This is a genomic window from Petroclostridium xylanilyticum (genome assembly GCF_002252565.1).
Classification (GTDB): Bacteria; Bacillota; Clostridia; order SK-Y3; family SK-Y3; genus Petroclostridium; species Petroclostridium xylanilyticum.
Genome location: NZ_NPML01000027.1, coordinates 79205 through 102889 on the forward strand (window position 1 = coordinate 79205; position 23685 = coordinate 102889).

25 protein-coding genes and 3 pseudogenes are annotated in these 23685 nt (G+C 44.1%); 25 read left to right on the top strand and 3 right to left on the bottom strand.

The genetic code is table 11. The features are described from left to right. Nucleotides 1-3 precede the first annotated feature (3 nt). The 21 genes and pseudogenes from CIB29_RS16180 to CIB29_RS16285 form a co-directional block, all read left to right on the top strand. Nucleotides 4-534 carry a flavodoxin gene (locus CIB29_RS16180; protein WP_094550098.1) on the top strand — a complete coding sequence of 177 codons (531 nt, stop codon included), beginning with the start codon at nt 4-6 and terminating at the stop codon, nt 532-534. A gap of 19 nt (nt 535-553) precedes the next feature. After that, complete coding sequence (locus CIB29_RS16185) at nt 554-1543, top strand: aldo/keto reductase (RefSeq protein ID WP_094550096.1); 990 nt, start codon at nt 554-556, stop codon at nt 1541-1543. Between the two features lie 180 nt (nt 1544-1723). Next, entirely contained in the window at nt 1724-1930 is a 207-nt protein-coding gene (locus CIB29_RS16190; protein ID WP_094550094.1) for a transposase zinc-binding domain-containing protein, read from the top strand. 40 nt (nt 1931-1970) lie between these two features. Further along, on the top strand, nt 1971-2300 hold the full coding sequence (locus CIB29_RS16195) for a transposase (protein ID WP_094551362.1): 330 nt from the start codon (nt 1971-1973) through the stop codon (nt 2298-2300). 16 nt (nt 2301-2316) lie between these two features. Further along, nucleotides 2317-2559: a hypothetical protein gene (locus CIB29_RS16200; protein WP_094545758.1), complete on the top strand. Its 243-nt coding sequence runs from the start codon at nt 2317-2319 to the stop codon at nt 2557-2559. 52 nt (nt 2560-2611) lie between these two features. After that, nucleotides 2612-2785: pseudogene (locus CIB29_RS16205) on the top strand (secretion protein F); the annotation flags it as partial. A gap of 59 nt (nt 2786-2844) precedes the next feature. After that, on the top strand, nt 2845-3087 hold the full coding sequence (locus tag CIB29_RS16210) for a type II toxin-antitoxin system Phd/YefM family antitoxin (protein ID WP_028308182.1): 243 nt from the start codon (nt 2845-2847) through the stop codon (nt 3085-3087). Next, complete coding sequence (locus CIB29_RS16215; protein WP_094551364.1) at nt 3084-3458, top strand: type II toxin-antitoxin system death-on-curing family toxin; 375 nt, start codon at nt 3084-3086, stop codon at nt 3456-3458. The genes CIB29_RS16210 and CIB29_RS16215 overlap by 4 nt, the downstream gene beginning before the upstream one ends. Nucleotides 3459-3528: 70 nt before the next feature. Next, complete coding sequence (locus CIB29_RS16220; RefSeq protein ID WP_094551439.1) at nt 3529-3744, top strand: hypothetical protein; 216 nt, start codon at nt 3529-3531, stop codon at nt 3742-3744. Nucleotides 3745-3794: 50 nt separating this feature from the next. After that, nucleotides 3795-4136 carry a DUF4320 family protein gene (locus CIB29_RS16225; RefSeq protein ID WP_423241314.1) on the top strand — a complete coding sequence of 114 codons (342 nt, stop codon included), beginning with the start codon at nt 3795-3797 and terminating at the stop codon, nt 4134-4136. Nucleotides 4137-4182: 46 nt separating this feature from the next. After that, entirely contained in the window at nt 4183-4692 is a 510-nt protein-coding gene (locus CIB29_RS16230; protein WP_242965291.1) for a hypothetical protein, read from the top strand. Beyond that, nucleotides 4640-5046: pseudogene (locus CIB29_RS16235) on the top strand (conjugal transfer protein TrbL family protein); the annotation flags it as partial. The gene CIB29_RS16230 and the pseudogene CIB29_RS16235, both read left to right, overlap by 53 nt. 226 nt (nt 5047-5272) lie before the next feature. Next, nucleotides 5273-6070, top strand: coding sequence for a Fic family protein (locus CIB29_RS16240; RefSeq protein WP_094551445.1), 798 nt, complete (start codon nt 5273-5275; stop codon nt 6068-6070). A gap of 71 nt (nt 6071-6141) precedes the next feature. After that, a complete protein-coding gene (locus CIB29_RS16245; RefSeq protein WP_094551447.1) occupies nt 6142-6519 on the top strand; it encodes a DUF6329 domain-containing protein in 378 nt (125 codons plus the stop codon). 13 nt (nt 6520-6532) lie between these two features. Next, complete coding sequence (locus CIB29_RS16250; RefSeq protein ID WP_094551449.1) at nt 6533-6907, top strand: DUF6103 family protein; 375 nt, start codon at nt 6533-6535, stop codon at nt 6905-6907. 21 nt (nt 6908-6928) lie between these two features. After that, on the top strand, nt 6929-7183 hold the full coding sequence (locus tag CIB29_RS16255; RefSeq protein WP_094551368.1) for a DUF6103 family protein: 255 nt from the start codon (nt 6929-6931) through the stop codon (nt 7181-7183). Nucleotides 7184-7600: 417 nt separating this feature from the next. Beyond that, the gene (locus CIB29_RS16265; RefSeq protein ID WP_094551453.1) at nt 7601-8008 is read left to right on the top strand and encodes a hypothetical protein; all 408 of its coding nucleotides are present in this window, start codon (nt 7601-7603) and stop codon (nt 8006-8008) included. A gap of 11 nt (nt 8009-8019) precedes the next feature. Continuing rightward, on the top strand, nt 8020-9795 hold the full coding sequence (gene mobP3, locus CIB29_RS16270; RefSeq protein WP_094551455.1) for a MobP3 family relaxase: 1776 nt from the start codon (nt 8020-8022) through the stop codon (nt 9793-9795). 146 nt (nt 9796-9941) lie between these two features. After that, complete coding sequence (locus CIB29_RS16275; protein WP_094551457.1) at nt 9942-11423, top strand: DUF3991 domain-containing protein; 1482 nt, start codon at nt 9942-9944, stop codon at nt 11421-11423. A gap of 92 nt (nt 11424-11515) precedes the next feature. After that, nucleotides 11516-13354, top strand: coding sequence for a VirD4-like conjugal transfer protein, CD1115 family (locus CIB29_RS16280; RefSeq protein ID WP_094551459.1), 1839 nt, complete (start codon nt 11516-11518; stop codon nt 13352-13354). Nucleotides 13355-13364: 10 nt separating this feature from the next. Further along, nucleotides 13365-13547, top strand: a pseudogene (locus CIB29_RS16285) (helix-turn-helix domain-containing protein); the annotation flags it as partial. Nucleotides 13548-13988: 441 nt separating this feature from the next. Here CIB29_RS16285 and CIB29_RS16290 read toward each other — a convergent pair. Then, entirely contained in the window at nt 13989-15731 is a 1743-nt protein-coding gene (locus CIB29_RS16290; protein WP_094551463.1) for an IS1634 family transposase, read from the bottom strand. Between the two features lie 434 nt (nt 15732-16165). On the opposite strand from CIB29_RS16290, the gene CIB29_RS16295 reads away from it, so the two are divergent. From CIB29_RS16295 to CIB29_RS16310, 4 genes are read left to right on the top strand one after another with little or no spacing between them, the layout of a single operon-like run. Continuing rightward, nucleotides 16166-16381, top strand: coding sequence for a helix-turn-helix domain-containing protein (locus tag CIB29_RS16295; RefSeq protein ID WP_094551465.1), 216 nt, complete (start codon nt 16166-16168; stop codon nt 16379-16381). Between the two features lie 40 nt (nt 16382-16421). Then, nucleotides 16422-17990 (top strand): type I restriction-modification system subunit M, encoded by a 1569-nt coding sequence (locus CIB29_RS16300; RefSeq protein WP_094551467.1) that lies wholly within the window; start codon nt 16422-16424, stop codon nt 17988-17990. Further along, the gene (locus tag CIB29_RS16305) at nt 17987-19129 is read left to right on the top strand and encodes a restriction endonuclease subunit S (protein ID WP_094551469.1); all 1143 of its coding nucleotides are present in this window, start codon (nt 17987-17989) and stop codon (nt 19127-19129) included. Before CIB29_RS16300 ends, CIB29_RS16305 begins: the two co-directional genes overlap by 4 nt. Continuing rightward, on the top strand, nt 19126-22230 hold the full coding sequence (locus CIB29_RS16310; protein ID WP_094551471.1) for a type I restriction endonuclease subunit R: 3105 nt from the start codon (nt 19126-19128) through the stop codon (nt 22228-22230). Before CIB29_RS16305 ends, CIB29_RS16310 begins: the two co-directional genes overlap by 4 nt. Nucleotides 22231-22702: 472 nt before the next feature. Here the strand turns inward: CIB29_RS16310 and CIB29_RS16315 are convergent, their stop codons facing one another. Both CIB29_RS16315 and CIB29_RS16320 read right to left on the bottom strand, forming a co-directional pair. Beyond that, nucleotides 22703-23275, bottom strand: coding sequence for an ImmA/IrrE family metallo-endopeptidase (locus CIB29_RS16315; RefSeq protein WP_094551473.1), 573 nt, complete (start codon nt 23273-23275; stop codon nt 22703-22705). Beyond that, on the bottom strand, nt 23229-23678 hold the full coding sequence (locus CIB29_RS16320) for a helix-turn-helix domain-containing protein (protein WP_094551475.1): 450 nt from the start codon (nt 23676-23678) through the stop codon (nt 23229-23231). Before CIB29_RS16320 ends, CIB29_RS16315 begins: the two co-directional genes overlap by 47 nt. Nucleotides 23679-23685: the final 7 nt, after the last annotated feature.

Sequence of the window (23685 nt, forward strand, 5' to 3'; positions counted from 1 at the left end):
GAAATGACAAATTCTAAGAGCCTTATCGCTTATTTTTCACGCAAAGGAAATAGTTATGTGGCAGGCAGTATTGTAAACCTGCCAATTGGAAACACAGAAGTAATAGCAAAGAAAATACAGGAATTAACAGGAAGCGACATGTTCCAAATCAAAACAGTAAAATCTTATCCGGAAGATTATACGGAAACAACAAATGTAGCACAGGAAGAAAAGAGAAAAAATGCCAGACCAAAGCTTACAGAAATAGTAGAAGAAATGAATTCTTATGATGTGATTTATATCGGATATCCGAATTGGTGGGGAACGATGCCGATGGCGGTATTTACATTTTTAGAGTCGTATGATTTTTCAGGAAAGACCATTATTCCATTTTGCACACATGAAGGTAGTGGAATGGGAAGTAGTGAACGCGACATCAAGAAACTTTGCCCAAATGCAAAGGTATTATCCGGGTTGGCTATTAGAGGCGGCAGTGTTGACAGAGCAGACAAAGATGTTGCAAACTGGCTAAAAAAACTTAATTTGATACCATAAACGAAAGGGGGAAATAGAATTGGAAAAACGTAAATTAGGAAACAGTGGTTTTGAGGTTTCTGCAATCGGGCTCGGCTGCATGGGAATGAGCCATGGTTATGGTCCGGCATCAGACAAGAAAGAGATGATTTCATTGATCCATGCGGCCATTGACCGCGGTGTTACTTTCTTCGATACCGCTGAAGTATATGGTCCATATGTGAATGAGGAGTTGGTAGGTGAAGCCCTTGCTCCATTCAAGGGAAAGGTGGTCATCGCTACCAAGTTTGGCATCAAAATGGTAGATGGCAAGCAGGTGCTTGACAGCAAGCGGTCGACCATTAGGCAATCAGTGGAAGGCTCGCTCAAACGCCTTAAAGTCGAAGCCATTGACCTGTACTATCAGCATCGTGTTGACCCAAATGTGCCTATCGAGGAAGTAGCTGGAGTAATACAAGACCTAATCAAGGAAGGGAAGATCAGATATTGGGGACTTTCTGAAGCAGGAGTGCAAACGATTCGCCGCGCACACGCGGTTCAGCCGCTCACTGCAATTCAAAGTGAATATTCAATGATGTGGAGAAGTCCTGAAGAAGAACTGCTGCCTACCCTGGAGGAACTCGGAATCGGCTTCGTTCCATTCAGCCCGCTGGGCAAGGGTTTCCTTACCGGAAAAATTGATAAGAATGCAACATTTGTTAGCTCCGACTTCCGCAGCATTGTTCCCCGCTTTAAACCGGAGAATCTCGAAGCAAATCAGGTCTTAGTGGAACTTATCAAGAAGGTTGCTGCAGGGAAAAACGCAACGCCGGCTCAAATCGCTCTGGCGTGGGTGCTTGCACAAAAGCCATGGATTGTTCCGATTCCAGGAACACGCAAATTGGAGCGCCTGGAAGAAAATCTTGGCGCAGCGGACATTGAGCTGACTCCCGAGGAGCTAAGTGATTTGAACGACGCGCTCTCGAAGATCAAGATTTCGGGAGAACGCTACCCAGCAGGTTCAGAATACGCAAATAGAACGGGTAAATAACGGGTAGTTTTAACACATGCTGCCTTTTTTTATATAGGCTATAAATCGAATAAGGAATCCTCACTACGGAATTAGCGGAATAAGATGCTGCTGCTTTTTTTTATTAAGGAAATAGCTTGCGCAAAATTTCTGTGGATAAGTATTGGCAAAGGATATAGGATTTTGAGATAATAAATAATCATGAAGACAAAAGGGATTATCAAACAAATATTTCAAGAACATTTTAATAGATTTTGGGAAGCTAAGAAAGAAAAGTTTCCAGAAAAAATGAGAGAACACTTACTCAGTGAAGTCTTAAAAATGCTATATTGTGGAGATGTGACGTTAGGTTTTGTAGCATATATTTGCATGCAATGTTTTGAGAAGATTAAAGTAGGCTTTAGTTGAAAAAGTAGGTTTTGCAATAAGTGTGGGAAAAAATATATAAGTGGAAGAATTTATAGGGAAGCTGATGATGCACATACCGCCAAAGCATTTTAAGATGGTGAGAAGATATGGTGTATATGCAGGAAGTATACAACAAAAAGTGAAGAAATGTTTTGGATTACTGAAGTATATCAAAAGTGGATTAAAAGGCAAACAATACACATTAAAAGACTGGTGGGACACAAAAGACAGAGCATTAACATGGAGAGCATTGATGATAAACAATTTTTCAAAGGATCCATTGAAATGTAAAAAATGTGGAGAAACTATGGATTTGTGGGAAATATGGCATTACAAATATGGATACATCTATGATTTTGTAAGAACATGAATAGGATGGGATTATTATGAGTAAAGCAAATCAAAATGAAGAGATAGTCTATGAAGAATTTGATGAAATTCCGTTTGGTGGAAATGAGCCAGATGAATTAATCATGTTCAAATGCAGGGCGTGTGGATATGAAGAATATGTACCTGATTTTGTAGCGTATGAAAGCTATATACCTGAGGAATTTGCTGAAAACGGAAGTCCAATTGTCCTATGTCCACATTGTGAGGGAGATATGATAATAAAATCGGATGAAGTTTAGCCTCCATCCGATTTGTGGTTTTAAAGTTGCCCGTCAGGGCGAAATTTGTTCTCAGATGCTCGCCCACGATTTTAAGGTGCTGGAGCTGCAAAGACTCAAGGGTGAGGCGCAGAAGATACCGCCCAAAATCCGGATTTTCTCCTTCATTATGCTGATATGCTTCCTGTTTACCTATCTCGCCATCATCGGCTATGAGATCATCAAGTCCCTCGGCGGGATGTTTTGAAATGAAATAGGTTGAATTTATCCTATTTCTGTGTATAATAGAAATAGGAGGTGTTTTGAATGAATATTAACACAAACAGCCTTGTATCCATTACCGAGGCCAATCAGAATTTTTCCAAGGTGGCGCGCTTGGTTGATGAGAATGGTGTTGCGGTCATTTTGAAAAACAATGTGCCGCGTTATATTATCACAGAGTTCAGTGAATTTCAGGCTGAGGAAATGGCGGTTGACGAGGATGTGAAAAGTATAGCCCGCCGCCTGATCACAAAACACCGGGCGGCGTTTGAGGAACTGGCTAAATGAAAAGATTAAGCATCCCGCAAATCGTGATGATGCACAGCGCGTTGATCAAGGAAACCGGAGGATTGGACGGGATTCGTAACGAGAACCTGCTGGACTCGGCGGTCAACGCTCCATTTCAGACCTTTGGCGGTGAATATGTATATAAAACACTGGAGGCGAAGGCGGCGCGTTTGGGGTATTCTTTAGTAAAAAATCATCCCTTTGTTGATGGCAACAAGAGAATCGGAATGCTTGCCATGCTGGTTTTTCTGGAGATCAATGGCATCGAGCTAACCTGTTCGGATCAGGATATTATTGAAACCGGTTTAAAGCTTGCCGCTGGGGAGATGGATGATAAGCAACTCTTGGAGTGGATTCTACGGCATAATTAAAGAATGTGCGTGGCGAAAAAGAGCGGATAACCCCCGTTCTTTTTTTGTTGCGCTGAAAGGAGGTCTTCTGATGAATGAACAGGATTTGAAACAAAAGCTGCTGCGCTTTCAAAACCCGCTGGAGGTGGTGCGGGGCCAGTGGCTGAACGAGCAGGGCACTGTTTTGAACGAGGATATGGGGCATGTCCTCTGGACGCTTGCCGACACAAGGAATGCCGAACAAGACTACGAGCTGGGCGAAGCCTTCCGGGAACCCGGACAGGACGAGGGGGTGCGGATGTGTTAGAAAAGCTGGGCAATAAACGCGGAGAAGGGTATATCGATGTGGCCGTGCTGATGCTTTGCGCCATGCTTGTCATTGCTCTTGCCGTCAAGGTATTTCCGGTCTACATCGCCAAGAGTCAACTTGACACCTTTGCCTCAGAACTTTGCAGAGAAGCGGAGATTGCAGGCAGGGTCGGCAGCGAAACCAGCATGCGGGCGCAGGTGCTGAGGGAAAAAACAGGGCTTGATCCCGCCATTTCATGGTCAAAGACCGGCAAAATCCAGCTCAATGAAGAGTTCACGGCGACTGTTTCCATGCAGACCGACATCGGACTCTTTGGCGGTTTCGGCTCCTTTCCCATTACCCTGACCGCACAGGCGACAGGCAAAAGCGAGGTGTATTGGAAAAAATGACAAAATTATATGGTATACTAAAGGAAAAAAAGGATCGTCATTCCCATTGGTTGTTGCCATCACCCTCGCGCTTGGCATCATCCTGTGCGGAATATCCGAATACATGAGGCTCATGATCATCGCCTCCGGTGTTCGGGATGCGGTGCAGTCTGCCATCATTTCGACAGTTAACGACAACTATGATGATGTTTACCACGGCGTTCGGGAGGGCTATGCAGGAGGGTATAAGCCAAGCGGTTCCTCATGGGAGGGCAGCATTGACTACGGCAATATTTATGAGTATCTTGACAATACCCTTGGCTTGCAAAAAAACGGTGGCTATCATGTGAAATACGCAGGCGAAGCGGTGGAATTCAAGCTCTCCGGCTTATCTGTGGATATTATTAATGCGCCCCTTGCACCCTCTGATCCCGACAGTGCGCATGGCCTTCTCGCCGATGCGGTGATCCGGCTGGAGGTTCCGGTGTCCTTTGGCGGCAAATCCCTGCCTCCGATGTGGATGAACCTTTCTTGCATGGGCGCTTTATGGGACAGGGCTTGTGGTTTCCGCCTTTGAATGCGGCATTGAATACCAAAGCGGCAGGGGCACATCAAGGACACAGCTTTAAATGCCATCAAGGGCTTTATGGCTGTCAGCCTGTTTACCATTGTGCCGGTGGAACTGTACAAGCTGGCGATTACCCTGCAGGGCGCCTTCACATCCGGCATCACAGGACTTGCAGCGGCAGACAGCAGCATCAGCACTATGGCTGCCGCTGCCCTTGCCAGCATAGGCGATGTCTTAGTCAGTCCCATTATGGGGATATTCTGTTTGATCCTCATGGGCTATGCGGTAATTAAAGTGTTTTTTGCCAACCTCAAGAGAGGGGGAATTCTGCTCATCCAGATTGCCGTAGGCAGCCTGTATATGTCCGGAGAACACTTGCACTTTGAGGTACGAGTGAACGGTGAAAAGCAAAACCCAAGAAATTATCTGCCATAAGCAGGGTGAAAAACGATGCCGTGGATTAGAAAAATGGGTAGCTTCCAATGGCGAGACTTCCTGTTAAAATAAACCTATAGCCTTCGTAATTTTATCTAAGTTTATTAAAATTGTGGTATAATGAAACAAATAATGTAAAAAAGGAGGAATGCGCTTGGATCAATATAACCGGGCTGTTGAACTGTGGCAGTCATACAAAATTGCGTCCGCCGCTGATTTAGATAAATACCTTGACAGCTTTCGCATTCTGTTTGCGTTCCATTCCGGAAAGATAGAAAACGAGGAAATTACCTATCACGATACAAGGGAAATCTTTGAAAACGGCAGGGTTGTAGACTATACCGGAAGTCCCCGTGCCCTGTTTGAACAGCAAAATCAAAAGCTGTGCTATGAGTTTTTGAAAGAAAAAATCGTGAAAAAGGAGCCTCTCAGCATAGAGTTGGTTAAGGAAATTCACAAGGTTCTCACCAGCGGGACATACGATGAGCGCAGGTATATTGAAAATGAGGAGCGGCCGGGCGAATTTAAAAAGCACGATTATGTAACCGGCGTCCATGAGGTGGGCTCCGCTGCAGAAGATGTGGAAAACGACCTGACAGAGCTGATTACCGAAGTCAACGCGTATGAGGGCAAAGATGTCTTAAAAGCCGCCGCCTACCTTCACGCGCGGTTTGAGTATATCCATCCCTTTGCAGACGGCAACGGGCGTGTCGGCAGGACACTGATGAATTACTATCTCATGACACATAATCACCCGCCCCTCATTGTCTATAACGAGGATAAGCGGATGTACTACGAGTGCCTGCAAAAGTATGACGAAGCCGAGGAATTAAATCCCCTGTACGAGTTTTTCAAGTATGAAACGGAAAAGACATGGGAAAAGGCGCTGGCTCTTGCCGACGGCAGGAAGCCGGAACGCAAAGGTTTGTCGGCTTTTACCCAGAGTATGTAGCCAACAGAATAATATGGAAACAAAAGTTATCTCGAAAGGGATGGCTTTTTTGTTTGCCAAGGAGGGAAAAAATGTTAAAGACTAAAGCCATCTTTGAAAGAAAGACCGATGATTTTCAGCCCAAGGATTGCGTTATTGAAAAAGTAATTGAGCTTACTTCTCAGGAATACGATGCGTTTTCCAAGAATATGCTGGCGGATTACGGCTTTATCAAGGACAACGTTGACCTTATGTATGTGGACCAAGAGGGGATATACCACTGCCTGCTGGTGGTCGGCGAGGACAGGCCCGACGGCATTCTCATCGAATCGGAAGGAAGCGGTTACGCCCGCTACGCCGCCTTCCTGCCCAACGCCCGCGATTTCCTCTCGGCGCGCCAGGAGGAAACTCAAGGGCTTCATGATGCAAAGCCGGAGACGGAATCTCCCGGTATGAAAATGAATTTATAGGAGGAAAAGAGCCATGAGAGAAACGGAACTGAAGATACTGTTCCCCACGGAGAAGCTGGATGCACTCCGTTTTTTTATGGGCAAAAAGGAGCTGGCTGTTGAGCAGGAGCTGAAGGACTACCTTGATAAAACCTATGAAAAAGTTGTCCCGGCACACGTTCGAGAATATGTGGAAAGCAGGCTTGACCAAGCATCGCCACAGGAGGAAATGCCTGAACAGAGAGCTCAGGAGCAGCAGCCGGAGCCACAAAGGGAACGCCAGTCAAGGCAGACCCGCCGCCAGCGTGAGCAGGCAGTGGCTGAATCAGCAGCGTCATCTCCGCAGGCCAGACAGCCGGAGCCGTCGGAAGAACCGGAAGAATCCCAGGGCATGAGCATGAGTATGTAAATTCGAAAGGAGAGATTCACAATGAAACAAGCAACCCTGCAAATCAAATTTGATGAAGAAAAGCTGAACGCTATCAAGCAGTACATGGGTAAAAAGGATGCCGACCTTCAGACGGAGCTGGACGATGTGATGCAAAAGCTCTACGAAAAGCACGTCCCCGCACCAGTTCGTGAGTACATTGAAAGCCGGGATTCCAGGGTGCAGGAAAAGCCGAAAAGACCGGCCCGGCCTTCCTCTACGGCTGCTGCCAATAATGACGTCAACACCACCGTGTAAATAGCATACTAAAAGCCGCATATTTGGCGGCTGTGTGCCCTTGTGCGGCCTTTTCAGGGGGAAGGTGGCGTCTATATACCTTTGGGCAGTTTTCCGCCCCTTGTTGGGGCTTGTTGAGAGCATAAAGAAGACGGCAGCAGGCATGGCTTTTATTATCCTCAGCAGGGGTGAACCATGGGGTCGAAAACGGTGCAGGTTAAAGAGGGGTGGTCGCAGGCGACCTCCCCTCGAATCACATCAGCCCGCAATGCGGACTGAAAGGCTTTAAGACAGGTGCACCTAAATAGGGCTGCGGTTACCTCGCGGGTGGTCGGAAATCCGGGTTTTTCCCGCATGCAAAGGCTTTTGCAGGTACACCTCACAGGTGGTTGCCGAATATATGAATGGAATCAAGACAAGGAACGGAGGTGGTTGAGAGTGGCAGAGGAGAATAAAAAGAGAATTCCCCTGTGGCTGTATCCCGAAACCATAAAAAAGACAGACGAGCTTTTCCCGAAGGACAACTGCAAAAGCCGGAGCGAGTTTATAGAAAAGGCCATTCACTTTTACAGCGGATATATCACATCCGGTGAAAACAACAAATATCTTCCCAGTGCAATTACTTCCACCCTTTCCGGCATCGTTGAAAGCTCCGAAAACCGTATTGCACGGCTGCTTTTCAAGCTGGCGGTGGAGATGTCCATGATGATGAATGTCCTTGCGTCTACCGTTGAGATCGATGAAACACTGCTGCAAAAGCTCCGGGGGAAATGCATCAACGATGTAAAAAAGACCATCGGCTCCGTCACCTTTGAGGAGGCAGTGAAATATCAAAAGGGTAAGTAAGGTGATATGCTATGCCCAGGATCATATTCAAATGCCGGTACTTAAAAAATGCACCCAAAGCACATTTGGCCAATCTGGTAGAATATGTGGCCACCCGTGAGGGAGTCGAAAAAATTGATGACAGTTTCAGAACTCTTCCTGCAACAAAAAATCAGCAGCAGCTAATTTCTGAAATCCTGAAAATGCTGCCGGATACTGCTGACATATTCGAGTACGAGGACTATCTGAAAAAACCTACCAAGGAAAATGCATCGGAGTTTATTTCCATTGCCCTTGAAAACAGTCTTGACCTGATCGGTAAAAAGAAAAACTTCGTAGACTACATCGCCAATCGCCCGAGAGTTGAAAAGTTCGGCAGCCACGGACTCTTTACAGATGAAGGTGTACCTGTTGTACTATCAAAAGTTGCTGATGAAGTATCAAACCATTCCGGAAATGTGTGGACAAATATTGTATCCCTCCGGCGCGAAGATGCAGAGAGGCTGGGATATGACTGCGCAAAACCGTGGCAGGATTTGATCCGGGCACAACGGAATATCATTGCGGAAAATATGAAGATCGCTCCGGAAAATTTGCGATGGTATGCTGCTTTTCACAATGAGAGCCATCACCCGCACATCCACCTGATTGCTTACTCCATCAATCCCAAAGAAGCCTATGTCACAAAGCAAGGGATAGAAAACATGCGGGGAAGTCTTGCACGGGAAATCTTCCGCCAGGACTTGATGCAGATTTATGAGAAGCAGACTGAACGACGCAATGCCCTGAATAGACAGAGCCGTGAGGCCATGCAGGACATCATTGCTCAAATTCGTGCAGGGGTATGTGAGAATAAAAATATAGAGGAATTGATTGCACACCTTGCTGAAAAGCTCAAGCATACTTCCGGCAAGAAGCAATACGGTTATCTGAAGGCTCCCCTCAAGGCACTCGTTAATCAGATTGTCGATGAGCTTGCAAAGGATGAAAGAGTAACAGAGCTTTACAGCAGCTGGTACGAAATGCGTAATGAAGTTTTAAGCACCTATGTTGACAAGCTGCCGCCGCCTCTTCCGCTTTCACAGCAGAAAGAATTCAAGAGCATTAAAAACATGGTGATTGCCGAAGCGTTAAATATCGGCAGTCACCATTTCACTTTTGAGCCGGACGAGGAACAGAATATATCAATAGAAGATGATGGTGATATTACTGCTGCCACCACATATTTTGAGAAATCTGCAAAGCTCGGAAATGTCAACGCACAGTATATGCTCGAAAGGATTTATCTTGAATCGGACAGCGAGCATGAAAATGTAGAAAAGGCATTGCAGTGGCTGGGGAAAGCTGCGGACAACGGGAATGCTCCCGCACAGTATGCAATGGCGAAGCTGTACCTTACAGGAAACCATCTAGAGAAAGATGCCGTAAAGGCTGTGGAACTGTTCACCAAATCTGCAGAACAAGGCAATCAGTATGCGCAATATGCCCTCGGCAAACTGTATCTTTTGGGGCATGATGTCAGGCAGGATAAGGAAACAGCGTTGCATTGGCTGTCGGCAGCTGCAGCACAGGGAAATATCTATGCCAAGTTTTTGTTAGAACGTATGGAATCCTTCAAAGACCCATCCATACTCCTTGCAGCAACACGCTTGATGCATCACTTGGGCAATATCTTTAGAGAGGAGTATCAGAAAGCTTTTGGCAATCCTCTCATCCATGTTGACCGAAAGCTTCGCAAAAAAATCATGGAGAAAAAACTGGCGCAAGGTCATGCATATAACGACCATGCGCCGCATCAAAGCTATTAGGAGGAATTCCCATGAAGAAGAACTACCTACAGAAAAAAGAAAAGATCCCCGTCTCTTATATATTCTCAAGACTGAAGCCACCTGTGAAAAGGGTGGCTTATTTTCGCAGGTCGGGCAAGCGGAAACGCTGACAAAGGAGGATGGCTATGGTAGGGTACGTACATTTTACCGATGAGCAGAAACAGCGTGCAAACTCCGTTGACCTTGTGGACTTTCTCAGACGGCAGGGAGAGCAGCTCATACGCTCCGGCAGGGAGTGGCGGTGGAAGCGTCATGATAGTGTGACAATCCGGGGTAACCGGTGGTTCCGCCACAGCGCCGGGCAAGGTGGTCTGGCCATTGATTTTGTGCAGGAATTTTATGGCCTCTCATTCCCTGATGCAGTGACACTGCTGCTGGGCGGCGAACAGGGTGTGGCGTTTAGACAAAGTGATAAAAAGGTGCCGGAAGCAGAACGAAAAGAATTCATACTGCCGGAGGCCGCAGATAATATGCGCCGGGTATATGCTTACCTTTTGAAGCAGAGATATATTGACCGGGATGTCCTCACCCACTTTGTCAGAGAGAAAAAAATATATGAGGACAAGGAATATCACAATGTTGTTTTTGTAGGCTATGATGAAAACGGCACTGCCCGGCATGCACATAAAAGGGGAACCTATTCCAACGCTGCTGGTTACCGTGGCAATGTGGAAGGCTCAGATCCAAAATACAGTTTCAATTACATTGGTACAAGCAGTATTCTGTATGTATTTGAAGCTCCCATCGACATGCTGTCATTTATCACCCTGCATAAGAACGGCTGGCAGCAGCACAGTTATGTAGCGCTGGACGGTGTGGCTGAACATGCCATGCTTCATGTGCTGTCAAAAAATATTCACCTTAAAAATGTGGTATTGTGCCTCGACCATGATCCTGCCGGTATAGAAGCTTCCGGGCGACTTACAGACATATTGCATGAAAAAGGATACGCCTGCATTTCATATTTACAGCCCGCATGCAAGGATTGGAATGAGGACTTGAAAGCGCAGCATGGCATAACACCAATTCCGGCAAAACCGCATCCGAAGCTTGAAGCCTGCAAAGAGCTGTGCGGAAAGATTCATTACTTGTGCAGCATTATCAAATCCGTGAAAAATCCCCATGAAATGCTGATGGAGCACTATGAAAAAGCAGTGCCCCTCATGCAGTCATCAAGGTCAACCGATAGACAAAAAGCTGTCCTGATGGAACAGCTGCTAAGCATGACGGTATATGCGCTATTTGCAGTGATGGTGCAATACCGGCAGCTTGAAAAACCGGTGAATTTTAAGCAACTGACCGATGAACTCTGTTGCAGCTATCATCCGCACCAGGACCGGGGAAAGCTAAAAACCAAAGCAGAGGATATCCAGCAGGATATCGATGCCATTAATGATCAGCTCAAAACATCCGGAATCCGTACCCTTGAGGATAAGCAAAAATTAATCGCATCGTATATGAGTCTTGCACTGAACTGTGTCAAGGCTCAAATTACTATATGTCTCGAAAGTCAGCAACAGAGAATAGAAGCTCTGCAAAAGCAGAATGAAGAGAGAGTAGATTATATGCAGGCTGTTTGCGAAGAATTTATGCAGCCTGGTATTTAGCAATATTATAACTGCATATTTGAAAAAAGCCATGTGCGAATGAAAAACCATTGGTGCATGGCTTTCTTAATTTTGAAAGAAGGAGGAAACCAATGCAAGCATCACAGGTGGTTACTTTAATCATAGTTGCTGCAACTATGTTTGGAGTCATCGGTTTTATCGTTCTCCTGGCTCATTACTATACCTTAAATGGCATCAAGGCCAGGACTGTAGGTGACGGCCAGCATGGCACGGCAAGGTTCGCAACGAAGAATGAAATCAAGAAGACCTATGCTCATGTACTCTATGAGCCGGAACGGTGGCGCAAGGGTATCAACCTGCCCAAGGTGCAGGGTCTGGTTGTGGGATGCAAAACGGCTCCAGGATCGGTCACCGCTCTTGTAGACCAGGGGGATGTGCATGCATTGATGATCGGTGCGGCGGGTGTCGGCAAGACCGCAAATTTCCTTTATCCCAATCTGGAATATGCCTGCGCATCCGGGATGAGCTTTATTACCACCGACACCAAAGGCGACCTTTACAGGAATTACGGATGCATCGCCAAGGACTACTATGGCTACGATGTGTCCGTCATTGACCTGAGAAACCCCACCCGCAGCGATGGCAACAATATGCTGCACCTTGTAAACAAATATATGGATGAATACCTTGCCAATCCCGATAATCTCCCAGCAAAAGCCAGGGCGGAGAAATATGCAAAGATTATTGCCAAAACCATCGTCAACTCCGGGGGACTGGATGCAGGCTCCTACGGCCAGAATGCATTTTTCTACGATGCAGCCGAAGGCTTGCTGACCGCCGTCATTTTATTGGTGGCGGAATACTGCCCAAAAGAGAAACGCCATATCATTTCGGTCTTTAAGCTCATCCAGGACTTGCTGACTCCCTCCGGCGTAAAAGGCAAAAACCAGTTCCAGCTGCTTATTGAAAAGCTTCCGTCAGAGCATAAGGCAAGATGGTTTGCAGGAGCGGCATTAAACACTGCGGAGCAGGCGATGCAAAGCGTCTTGTCGACAGCCCTTTCCCGGTTGAATGCATTCCTGGACTCGGAACTGGAGCAGATACTGTGCTTTGATACCGCCATCGATGCGGAGCGTTTCTGCAAAAGAAAGTCAGCCATCTTCCTGGTTATGCCGGAGGAAGACAACACAAAATATTTTCTAATTTCTTTAATTGTCCAGCAGCTCTACCGGGAGATACTGTCGGTGGCCGATGAGCAAGGAGGAAGGCTTCAAAACCGTGTCATGATGTACCTCGATGAGATCGGCACTATACCAAAAATTGAATGTGCGGAGATGATGTTTTCCGCTTCCCGTTCCCGCCGTGTTTCCATCGTGGCCATCATACAGAGCTTTGCGCAGCTTGAAAAGAACTACGGCAAGGAAGGAGCCGCCATCATCATCGACAACTGCCAGGACACCATTTTTGGAGGCTTTGCTCCAAATTCGGAATCAGCGGAGATACTCTCCAGAAGCCTTGGCAATAAGACGGTTTTATCAGGTTCGGTCACCCGGGGGAAGCATGATCCGTCCCAATCCCTGCAAATGATCCAGCGTCCCCTGATGACTCCTGATGAATTAAAGACCCTGCCCAAAGGCAGCTTCATTGTCGCAAAGACCGGAGCCTGCCCTATGAAAACCAGTTTAAAGCTGTTCATTGAATGGGGCATCCGGTTTGAAAAGGTGTATGAGCTGCAGGAAAAATCCGCCCGCAAGGTGGCCTATGCTGACAAAAAAGAACTTGAAGAGGAAATCGTCAAAAGGCACATATCATATGAGGATATAGAAGAACAGGAGCCATACTCCACATCAGCTCAAGGCGGCATGTCCCTTGCACCTGCTGAAGAGATTCAGGGGAAAGCATTGAAGTCCAGGCTGCAAACAAAGATAAAAGCACAGCAGCAAATGGAGACTCCGCTGCGTACAGATTAGGAGGTGTCTGATGGGCTATTTTGAATCGCTTTATGCATCAGAGCTTCCCCATAGGGCTGTAGCTGTCTACATGTACCTTCGTGACAGGGCCGACAGGGACGGCAAATGTTATCCGGCGATCGGTACCATCGCCGCGGAGCTGAAGCTGTCACGGAGCACCGTAAAAAGAGCCATTGCAGACCTTGAAAAGAGCGGTTATCTTCGCAAGGAGGAGCGGTGGCGTGAAAACGGGGGCAAGAGCAGCAACATGTATTTTTTGAAATCAGGGATGGGGTAACTCTGAAAAACTTTACTTTTACACCAAGGGGGCAGCCTGTTCATTTGGTGAACTGTGGTACGGTTCACCGTGAGCTATGCAGTGAACTGCCCACTCTAAGAAATATTCAACATCAGACAAAGAAACAAAATAGTTTTGTGGATAAATAGCATGAAAGGTGGAAGATATGACTAAAGCTGTCACGGAGTACCGTAAAAAGAGCCATTGCACTATCTTTTTCAGTTTTTTAATTGTAATTCGATATAGCGTATGCTATAATCCCATGTTTGACACTTGGACAAAAGAAAAATCCTGTAAAGTCTTGGTATAAGAGGCTTTGCAGGATTTTATATTGATGTAAAAAGTGAGTAATGTTTTTTATTTTTTCGTTTCTTTAAAAATTTTTTTCATCATGCTTGTTGTAACAATCTGATAGTCCGTGCGAAAGCCAAAAGCTTCATGTAAAGCATCGGTAAAATCAGTTCTTGTATATATGGGTTCATAGCCTTCACCCTTAATCTCCTTGAAATTCATGTCTCTTAATTCACCAATAATCTCATGGCAGGTGAATTTCTCATGGAGTCTCTTTTCAAGCAACCTATATATAATTAGCGATATAAAGCAAGTGATAAAATGTGCTTCTATCCTGTCATCGTTGCTTAAATAAACAGGTCTTGCTTTGAATTCGCTTTTCATAATTCTAAAGCATTCTTCAATCTCCCATCTCCTGTGATTAACCTTGATTATTTCAGATACATCATCCTCAAGGTTTGTGCAAACACCATAAAAACCATCAAAGGCTTCTTCCTTCTGGATTAGAGCAGAATCAATGCTGTATATCTCGTTTTCTGCAACTTCTCCATCAGCAGTACAGCTTGTTTTGGTAATAAACCTTTTGTAATCGTTAGCATTGCATTTCTTGATTTTTGTCGGGTTGTTTTCTATTGCCTTTTGAGCTCTTTCTATTTGAGAGTTGCGGATTTTACGCTGATAATCCCTGTATTTGATTGAGTAGGTTACAATAAGCCTTTGTTCAAAGCCTTTTTCTTTAATCCAGCGCTCCTTGTAAAATACTTTTGCCCGTATTTTTGATTTATCTTCAGGAGCAGCTTTATCTATCATTTCATCAAGTTTGGAAATATCATAGGTTTTATCGCTGCCCGGGAGTTTCCAGCCATCTGGAGCAAGAGCCCATTTTTTTAAATGTTCCTTTAATTTTTTAATAGATTGTGTGGTAATAAAAGCGCGCTCATCCTTGCTGTTAAACTTTCGATTATCTTCAGAAGCAAGGCCTGCATCTGTGCAAACAATAAACTTAGAAAGTTCAAAGTCAGAAATAATTTTCTTTTCTAATGGCTTTAAAGTCAGTTGTTCATTCATATTCCCTTTGTTAATGCTGAAAGCCAGAGGGATTCCATCTCCGTCCATAAACAGTCCCATTTGAATGATCGGATTGGGTTTGTGATCTTTAGAAGGACCATATTGCTTGTTGCCATCCTCCTGTTCAATTTCAAAAAAGTAATTGGTGCAATCATAGTAAAGAATACCGGTATTCCTTTTGGAAACCTTCAGGCTGTTTTCGTATAATGAGGATTGAATAAAATCAGTTTCTTTAGCAAGGATTTCAAGAGCCCTGTATATTTGATGCAAATCAAAGTTCGGCTGTTCTATAAACTTTTTAGAAAGCTCATAAGTTGCAAGTTTAGAGGATGGGAAAATAACTCTTCCGTATATTAATCTGGAAAGTATTGAATTCAAGTCGAAATCAAATTTATATTTATCTGAGATTTCCCTGCAAATCTTGTGTAGTCCAAGCTCGTGGTATATTTTTTGCAAGAAAAGATAACCTCCGTTAAAAGAACGCTGCTCGCCTTTGTTTATAAGCTTTGAAGGAGAATATTTAACGAGTACTTCTCGCTTCTCTTCTTTTTCTTTCTTATTGAGTTCTTCAATGTATTTTTTTGCCCATTCGATAGGGTCTTGACCATTCAATTTCTTTTCTAATTCAGCAACTGTCCCTAATTTTTCTACAATCTTAGAAGTTCTTGTTCCGTTAACATATATTGACTTAGCTACATACAGCGAAGTAGAATTTTTGGATTTGGATATAGTAAGTTTCAAACTAACACCTCCAGACCTTTATATTATAACATATTGCTACATATTCCGCAATACAAAAACGTAAAGTTTGACAAAAAAATAAGCCTAAATCAAGGCTTTTAAAGATTTTTTCTTTATTCAACTGTCAAATACCCGGGATGGGGTAACTCTGAAAAACTTTACTTTTACACCAAGGGGGCAGCCTGTTCATTTGGTGAACTGTGGTACGGTTCACCGTGAGCTATGCAGTGAACTGCCCACTCTAAGAAATATTCAACATCAGACAAAGAAACAAAATAGTTTTGTGGATAAATAGCATGAAAGGTGGAAGATATGACTAAAGCTGTCACGGAGTACCGTAAAAAGAGCCATTGCACTATCTTTTTCAGTTTTTTAATTGTAATTCGATATAGCGTATGCTATAATTATCTACATATTAGAAGGCTGGTGATCTAATGACGCTCGATAAAATCTTGAAAAATATTCGAAAAGAACTAAACCTTACACAAGAGCAGCTTGCACGCAATTTAAATGTCAGCTTTTCCACGCTAAATCGCTGGGAGAACCGTCATGCCACTCCAAGCAGGCTGGCAAGAATGAGGCTGCTGGATTATTGCGTCAAAAACAGCGTATCTGATGAGATTATTTCTGAACTTGAACGCACGAAATAGTAATCGCGTTTAGAATATTTTACAAGCGAGGGGATCAAAAATGGATAATAAAAAAGAACAGGAGCGCGCGGAACTGCATCGCACGATATGGAATATTGCCAATGAATTAAGAGGCAGTGTGGACGGATGGGACTTCAAGCAATACGTGCTCGGAATGCTTTTTTATCGCTACATATCAGAGAATATAACAGCCTATATTAACGCCGGGGAGCACGAAGCGGGAAATACTGACTTTGACTATGCGAAACTCTCCGACAGCGAAGCAGAACTGGCCCGGGAGGATTTGGTAAAGACAAAAGGCTTCTTTATTCTGCCAAGTGAACTTTTTGAGAATGTCCGCGCACGTGCCAAGGATGATGAAAATTTAAACGAAACATTGGAATGCGTCTTCAGCAATATTGAAGCATCGGCTCAAGGGACGGACAGCGAGGATAATTTAAAGGGTCTGTTTGACGATATAGACGTCAATAGCAACAAGCTCGGCAGTACAGTGGCAAAGCGCAATGAAAAGCTGGTCAAGATAATGAACGCCGTTGCTGAAATGAAGCTTGGTGATTACAAAGACAATACAATCGACGCCTTCGGCGATGCCTATGAATTTTTGATGGGCATGTATGCCTCCAATGCCGGGAAGAGCGGCGGTGAGTATTTCACACCGCAGGAGGTATCTGAATTGCTCACCCGCCTTGCGTTAGTGGGGAAAACCGAGGTTAATAAGGTCTATGACCCTGCCTGCGGCTCAGGTTCCCTGCTGCTGAAGTCTGCTAAAATTCTTGGAAAAGAAAACGTTCGCCTGGGCTTTTTCGGGCAGGAAATCAACATCACCACCTACAACCTGTGCCGAATTAATATGTTCCTGCACGATATTGATTATGACAAGTTTGACATTGCTCTAGGCGACACACTGACCGACCCGCAGCACTGGGATGAAGAACCCTTCGAGGTCATTGTTTCTAATCCCCCCTATTCCATCAAATGGAAAGGCGATAGCGATCCTATTCTGATAAACGACCCGCGTTTTTCGCCGGCTGGGGTGCTTGCACCTAAATCAAAAGCAGACCTTGCATTTATTATGCACAGCCTTTCATGGCTGGCAACCAATGGTACAGCTGCAATCGTATGTTTCCCAGGTGTGATGTACCGCGGCGGTGCGGAGCAGAAAATCCGGCAGTACCTGATTGACAATAACTACATCGACTGCATCATCCAGCTGCCGGACAACCTGTTTTACGGCACGAGCATTGCCACCTGTATTATGATTCTGAAAAAGTCTAAGAATGATAACAGCACACTGTTCATCGACGCGTCCAAAGAATTCGTGAAGGTCACGAACAACAATAAGCTGACCCAGGAGAACATTGATCATATCCTGAAAGCTTATATAGAAAGAAAAAAAGATATACCCCATTTTTCAAGGCTTGTGCCAAACAGCAAAATCGCAGAGCAGGATTATAACCTTTCAGTTTCCACCTATGTGGAGCAGGATGACACGCGGGAGAAGATTGATATTGCCGCCTTAAATGCCGAGATAGAGCAAATAGTAGAGCGACAGCAGAAATTGAGAGAAGAAATTGATAAGATCATCGCGGAAATCGGGGTGAGAGAATGAGCAAATTGGATGAGCTGATTGCTGAGTTGTGTCCGGATGGGGTGGAATATAAACAATTATATCAGGTCTTAACAATAAGAAACGGAAAAGATTACAAAGGTTTTGCAGAAGGAAATATTCCTGTTTACGGTACCGGTGGTATTATCACTCATATTAATAAATCAATATATAACAAACCATCTGTGCTTATTCCTCGAAAAGGATCTCTTGATAAATTGTATTATGTTGATGTTCCATTTTGGACAGTAGATACAATTTTTTATACTGAAATCAATTTTGAAATTATTGAACCAAAGTTTGTTTTCTATTATCTACAAACTCAACACCTGGAAAAACTTAATACTGCTGGAGGAGTACCAAGTTTAACACAAGCGGTTTTGAATAAAATTACTATCCCCCTCCCCCCGCTGCCTGTCCAGCAGGAAATCGTCCGTATTCTGGACAATTTCACGGAGCTTACAGCGGAGCTTACAGCGGAGCTTACAGCGAGGAAAAAACAGTATGAGTATTATAGGGATTTGCTGTTGACGTTTGATGATAAGCCTGAAGTTAAGTGGATGACGTTGGGAGAAATATGTAAAAAAGTATCTTCAGGAGGAACCCCACCCACATCAAATAAAGAGTATTATGGCGGAAACGTTCCATGGCTAAGAACCCAAGAGGTAGATTTTAATTACATTTACGATACAGGTGTAAAAATCACTGAAGCAGGAGTTAAAAACTCTTCTGCTAAATGGATACCTGAGAATTGTGTCATAGTTGCTTTATACGGAGCAACTGCCGCGAAAGTGGCGATTAACAAAATACCGCTTACTACAAATCAAGCTTGTTGCAATTTGCAAGTAGATGAAACAAAAGCCCTTTATCGCTATGTGTTTCATTGGTTGTCAAGTCAGTATCTTAAACTAAAGGCCTTGGGGCAGGGGTCACAGTCAAACATCAATGCAAAAACAGTGAAAGAATACCCTATCCCCGTTCCTCCCCTTGAAGAACAAGAACGCATTGTTGCCATCCTTGACCGCTTTGATGCTCTGTGTAACGACCTCACCAGCGGTCTGCCCGCCGAAATTGAAGCACGGAACAAGCAGTATGAGTATTACAGGGACAAACTATTAGCCTTCAGGGAGGCAACGGCATGAGCACATATAATATTGTCGCAAGTACCGAAGAAGCGACGGTTGTCGCCGAATATAAGGCCGAATATAAAGTACGCTCCGATAAGTATCAGAGCGAAGCTGACTTAGAGCGCGAGTTTATTCACCTCTTAACCACGCAGGGGTATGAGTATCTTGCAGTTCACAACGAAGCCGCACTGGTCGCAAACTTACGCAGGCAGCTTGAGTTGCTCAATGATTTTACTTTTACGGATGGCGAATGGAACAGGTTTTTTACAGAATGTATCGCCAACACCAACGAGGGGATTGTAGAAAAGACGCGCAAAATCCAGGATGACCATGTGCAAATACTCAAACGGGACGACGGTACAACTAAGAACATTTATCTTTTAGATAAAAAGAATATCCATAACAACCGATTGCAGGTTATCAACCAGTATGAGGAACCGGGCGGTAAGCATGAAACCCGTTATGATGTGACAATCCTCGTAAACGGTCTGCCTCTCGTCCATGTGGAACTGAAGCGGCGCGGTGTTGCCATCCGTGAAGCCTTTAACCAGATAAAACGCTACCAGCGCGACAGCTTTTGGGCGTCGTCGGGCTTATTTGAATATGTGCAGATTTTTGTAATCTCCAACGGTACACACACGAAATATTACAGCAACACCACACGCAACGCGCATATCAAAGAGCAGAGTGCAAGCGAGCGCCGAAGGAGCAAGAAAACGAGCAACAGCTTTGAGTTTACAAGTTTCTGGGCTGATGCGAACAACAAAATCATACCTGACCTTGTAGACTTTACCAAGACTTTTTTTGCTAAGCACACTTTGCTCAATATATTAACCAAATATTGTGTATTTACGTCCGAGGAACTTTTGCTTGTCATGCGTCCTTACCAGATTGCGGCGACGGAACGCATATTGTCCCGTATCGCCATATCAACAAACTATAAAAAGATGGGTACAACGGCAGCAGGCGGATACATCTGGCATACAACAGGCTCCGGCAAGACCCTGACCAGCTTCAAGACGGCGCAGCTGGCTTCCGCCCTGCCTTACATAGACAAGGTGCTGTTTGTCGTCGACCGTAAAGATTTGGACTACCAGACGATGAAAGAATATGATCGCTTTGAAAAGGGTGCGGCCAACGGAAACACATCGACGAGGGTTCTTCAAAGACAATTGGAAGACAGGGACGAAAAAGGCAATCCTCACGAATATAGAATCATTGTCACCACGATTCAAAAGCTGGATAGATTTATCCGCCAAAACAAGCAGCACGATATCTATAAAAAACACGTTGTGCTCATTTTTGACGAGTGCCACCGTTCCCAGTTTGGCGATATGCATCAAGCCATTACAAAAAACTTTAAGAACTACCACATCTTTGGCTTTACGGGAACGCCGATATTTGCCGTAAATGCCCCATCGGGCGGAAATCCATTGCTGCGGACAACAGAGCAGGCTTTTGGCGAAAGGCTGCATACATATACTATAGTGGATGCCATCAATGATGGAAATGTATTGCCTTTCAGGATTGACTTTATCAATACCATCAAGAAGCCTGACTACATAGATGACAAAAAGGTTTATGCCATAGACACCGAAAAAGCCCTTGCAGACCCGCTACGAATCAGTGAGATAGTTGCCTATGTTTTAGAACATTTTGACCAAAAAACAAAGCGCAGCAATTTTTACACATTTACCGCAAAATGGGAAGAAGCCGACAGGCAAAATCCTAGGACGCTGATTGAAAAGCGTGAAACAAGGCGCGTGGCTGGATTCAATTCCATATTTGCCGCTGCTTCGATCCCTATAGCAATAAGATATTATGCTGAGTTTAAAAAGCAAATTGCACAAAAGAATAAAAACCTTATCATTGCAACTATTTTTAGCTTCAGCGCAAATGAAGATGAGCCGGACGGGCTGCTGCCGGACGAGGACTTCAATATGGATAACCTTGACCAGAGCTCGCGAGATTTTCTGGAGGCAGCAATCAAGGATTACAATGCAACGTTTAATACTAATTTTGACACGTCTGCAGAAAAATTCCAAAACTACTATAAAGACATTTCCCTGCGCATGAAAAACCGGGAGATTGATTTACTTATAGTGGTCAATATGTTCCTGACGGGCTTTGACGCCACTACACTCAACACACTCTGGGTTGATAAAAACTTAAGGCAGCATGGGCTGATTCAAGCATTTTCGCGGACAAACCGCATTCTGAATAGTGTGAAAACCTTCGGTAATATCGTTTGCTTCCGCGATTTGAAAGAAGAAACGGACAAGGCTATTGCCCTTTTCGGCAACAAGGATGCGGGCGGTATTGTACTGCTCAAAACATATGAAGAATACTATAACGGCTATGATGAAAACGGCGAGCACAAACCGGGTTACAAAGAATTAATCGCCAGACTGACAGCGGAATATCCGCTTGGGAAAGCTATTTTAGGCGAAAAAGCACAGAAGGATTTTATCCGACTGTTTGGCGCTATATTAAGGGTCAGAAATATACTTACTTCCTTCGATGACTTCGAAGGTAATGAAATATTGTCCGAAAGGGATTTTCAGGATTATCAGAGCACATATATCGATCTTTATCAGGATTTCAGAAAAGGAGCCGATGGTGACAAAGAAACCATTAATGATGATATTGTGTTTGAGATTGAGCTTATCCGGCAAATTGAGGTGAACATTGACTACATCCTCATGCTGGTAGAAAAATACCGCAACTCCAACTGCAAGGATAAGAGCATTCTTACGACCATCGATAAAGCCATCAATTCAAGCATTCAGCTTCGCAGTAAGAAAGAACTTATAGAGCATTTTATAGAACAGGTTAATGTCTCGACGAAGGTAGATGAGGATTGGCGCAAATTTCTAAATGAGCGCAAGGAAGCGGATATTTCAGCCATTATAGAAGAAGAAAAATTAAAGCCTGAAGAAACCCGGCGCTTTATTGATAACGCTTTTCGAGACGGGATACTGAAAACGACAGGTACAGCTATTGATAAAATTATGCCGCCTGTCTCGCGCTTTGGCGGTGGAAACAGAGCCGCAAGAAAACAGAACATAATTGAAAAGCTTCTCAATTTTTTTGAAAAATATTTTGGTTTGGTATAAGCCCGTATCTGCCTGCATTTGAATACATGGTATATAAAGTCAGTATTTTTGCTGTAAGCCGAAAGCCGGTGATAATATGAGTCAGACTTGCTCAATCACCGGCGTTTATGTTTCTTATTATGGTGTTTGTGCTTATAGCGTTTCATAAAATTAAACACCAAACAAACACTATTTACTGGGAATAACATGATGAAAGCCGCATAAAATGGGCATTTTTAGGATGTCGGTGTTTATGCTTTTAAGGAAAACATAAAGGATATAATACGTAAGCAACTTGAAAGGGTTCCTTGAAGAGAGAAGTAGGATGTATAAATTCTCTTCTGGATAGGAATATTGAAATGCTCGAACCAAAAAGTAGATGGCTTAAGATTAAACGTATGTAATAGAGACTATTTTGGTCAGTAAAATTGGAGCACCTTACCAAACAAGCAAAAACACCCCGCGCATCTTAAAATATATGATGTTCGGGGTGCTACTTTTTCAGGAAATCTCCTGTCGCATTTAATGGAGCTTCAAGCCTGTAGCCTCTGTTTTTCAATATCTGAAATTTGAAATCCATTAATTCCGGTGGTACATAAAGTTCCCTTGCGGCCCTGAAAAAATTCATATCTGCGTCATTTATCAGTTTTATAACCTCATCATCAGGCAAGAGAATTTCAGCAGCGAAAACATTTGCTTCCCTTTCCGGCTTTGATGACATATCATAGCTGATAAGCTCCTGGGCCTGGGGATTCATTTTGGCCAAATGCCTGTGGAAGCGGTCATGGCCAATTTCATGAGCGCATACCAATCGTCTGGCAGGACTGTCCAATTCATTGTTAATGCAGATATATCGGCTCCGCCTTGTGTATATGTAAATCCCTTTAAGCTTGCCGAGCGGTCTGTAGAGAACATTAATATTAAGACAATCGGCAATCTCAAAAGGGTTTCGGGTTTTATGCTTTTGGATCAACCTCTCGGCTTCTCTTAAAATAAATTCCATACTTTTCACCCCGCAGCTAATCAGTTGGCGGATTTTTGCTGCCTTTATTTTTACGAACACCATACTTTTTGGCTTTTTTCTTCGAGTCAAAGTATATTTCGGTTAATACCTCAAAAAGCGCATCTTTATCTTCTTCTGATAATTCTCCACCGGCAAATAAACATTTTGTAGTTTCAATGAATTTTTTTGCTTCGCTTTTTCCCCTCAACTTATCTTCTGCTTTTGCTTCCTCTAAAAATATTTCTTCCTTAGTCATTGCAATGCTTTCGCTATCGTCTGTGAGGAAATCTGAAGATACGTTAAAGAAACCGGCGATTTTATCAATTAGTCCTGCCTCCCGCGGAAAACGCTCACCGTTTTCATAATAGACCAAAGCCCGCCTTGTAATCCCGAGCTGCTCTGCAAAATCCTTCTGGGAAATGCCTGCCCTTTTACGTAATAATCTAATTTTATCGCCAAACTGCATTTGATAA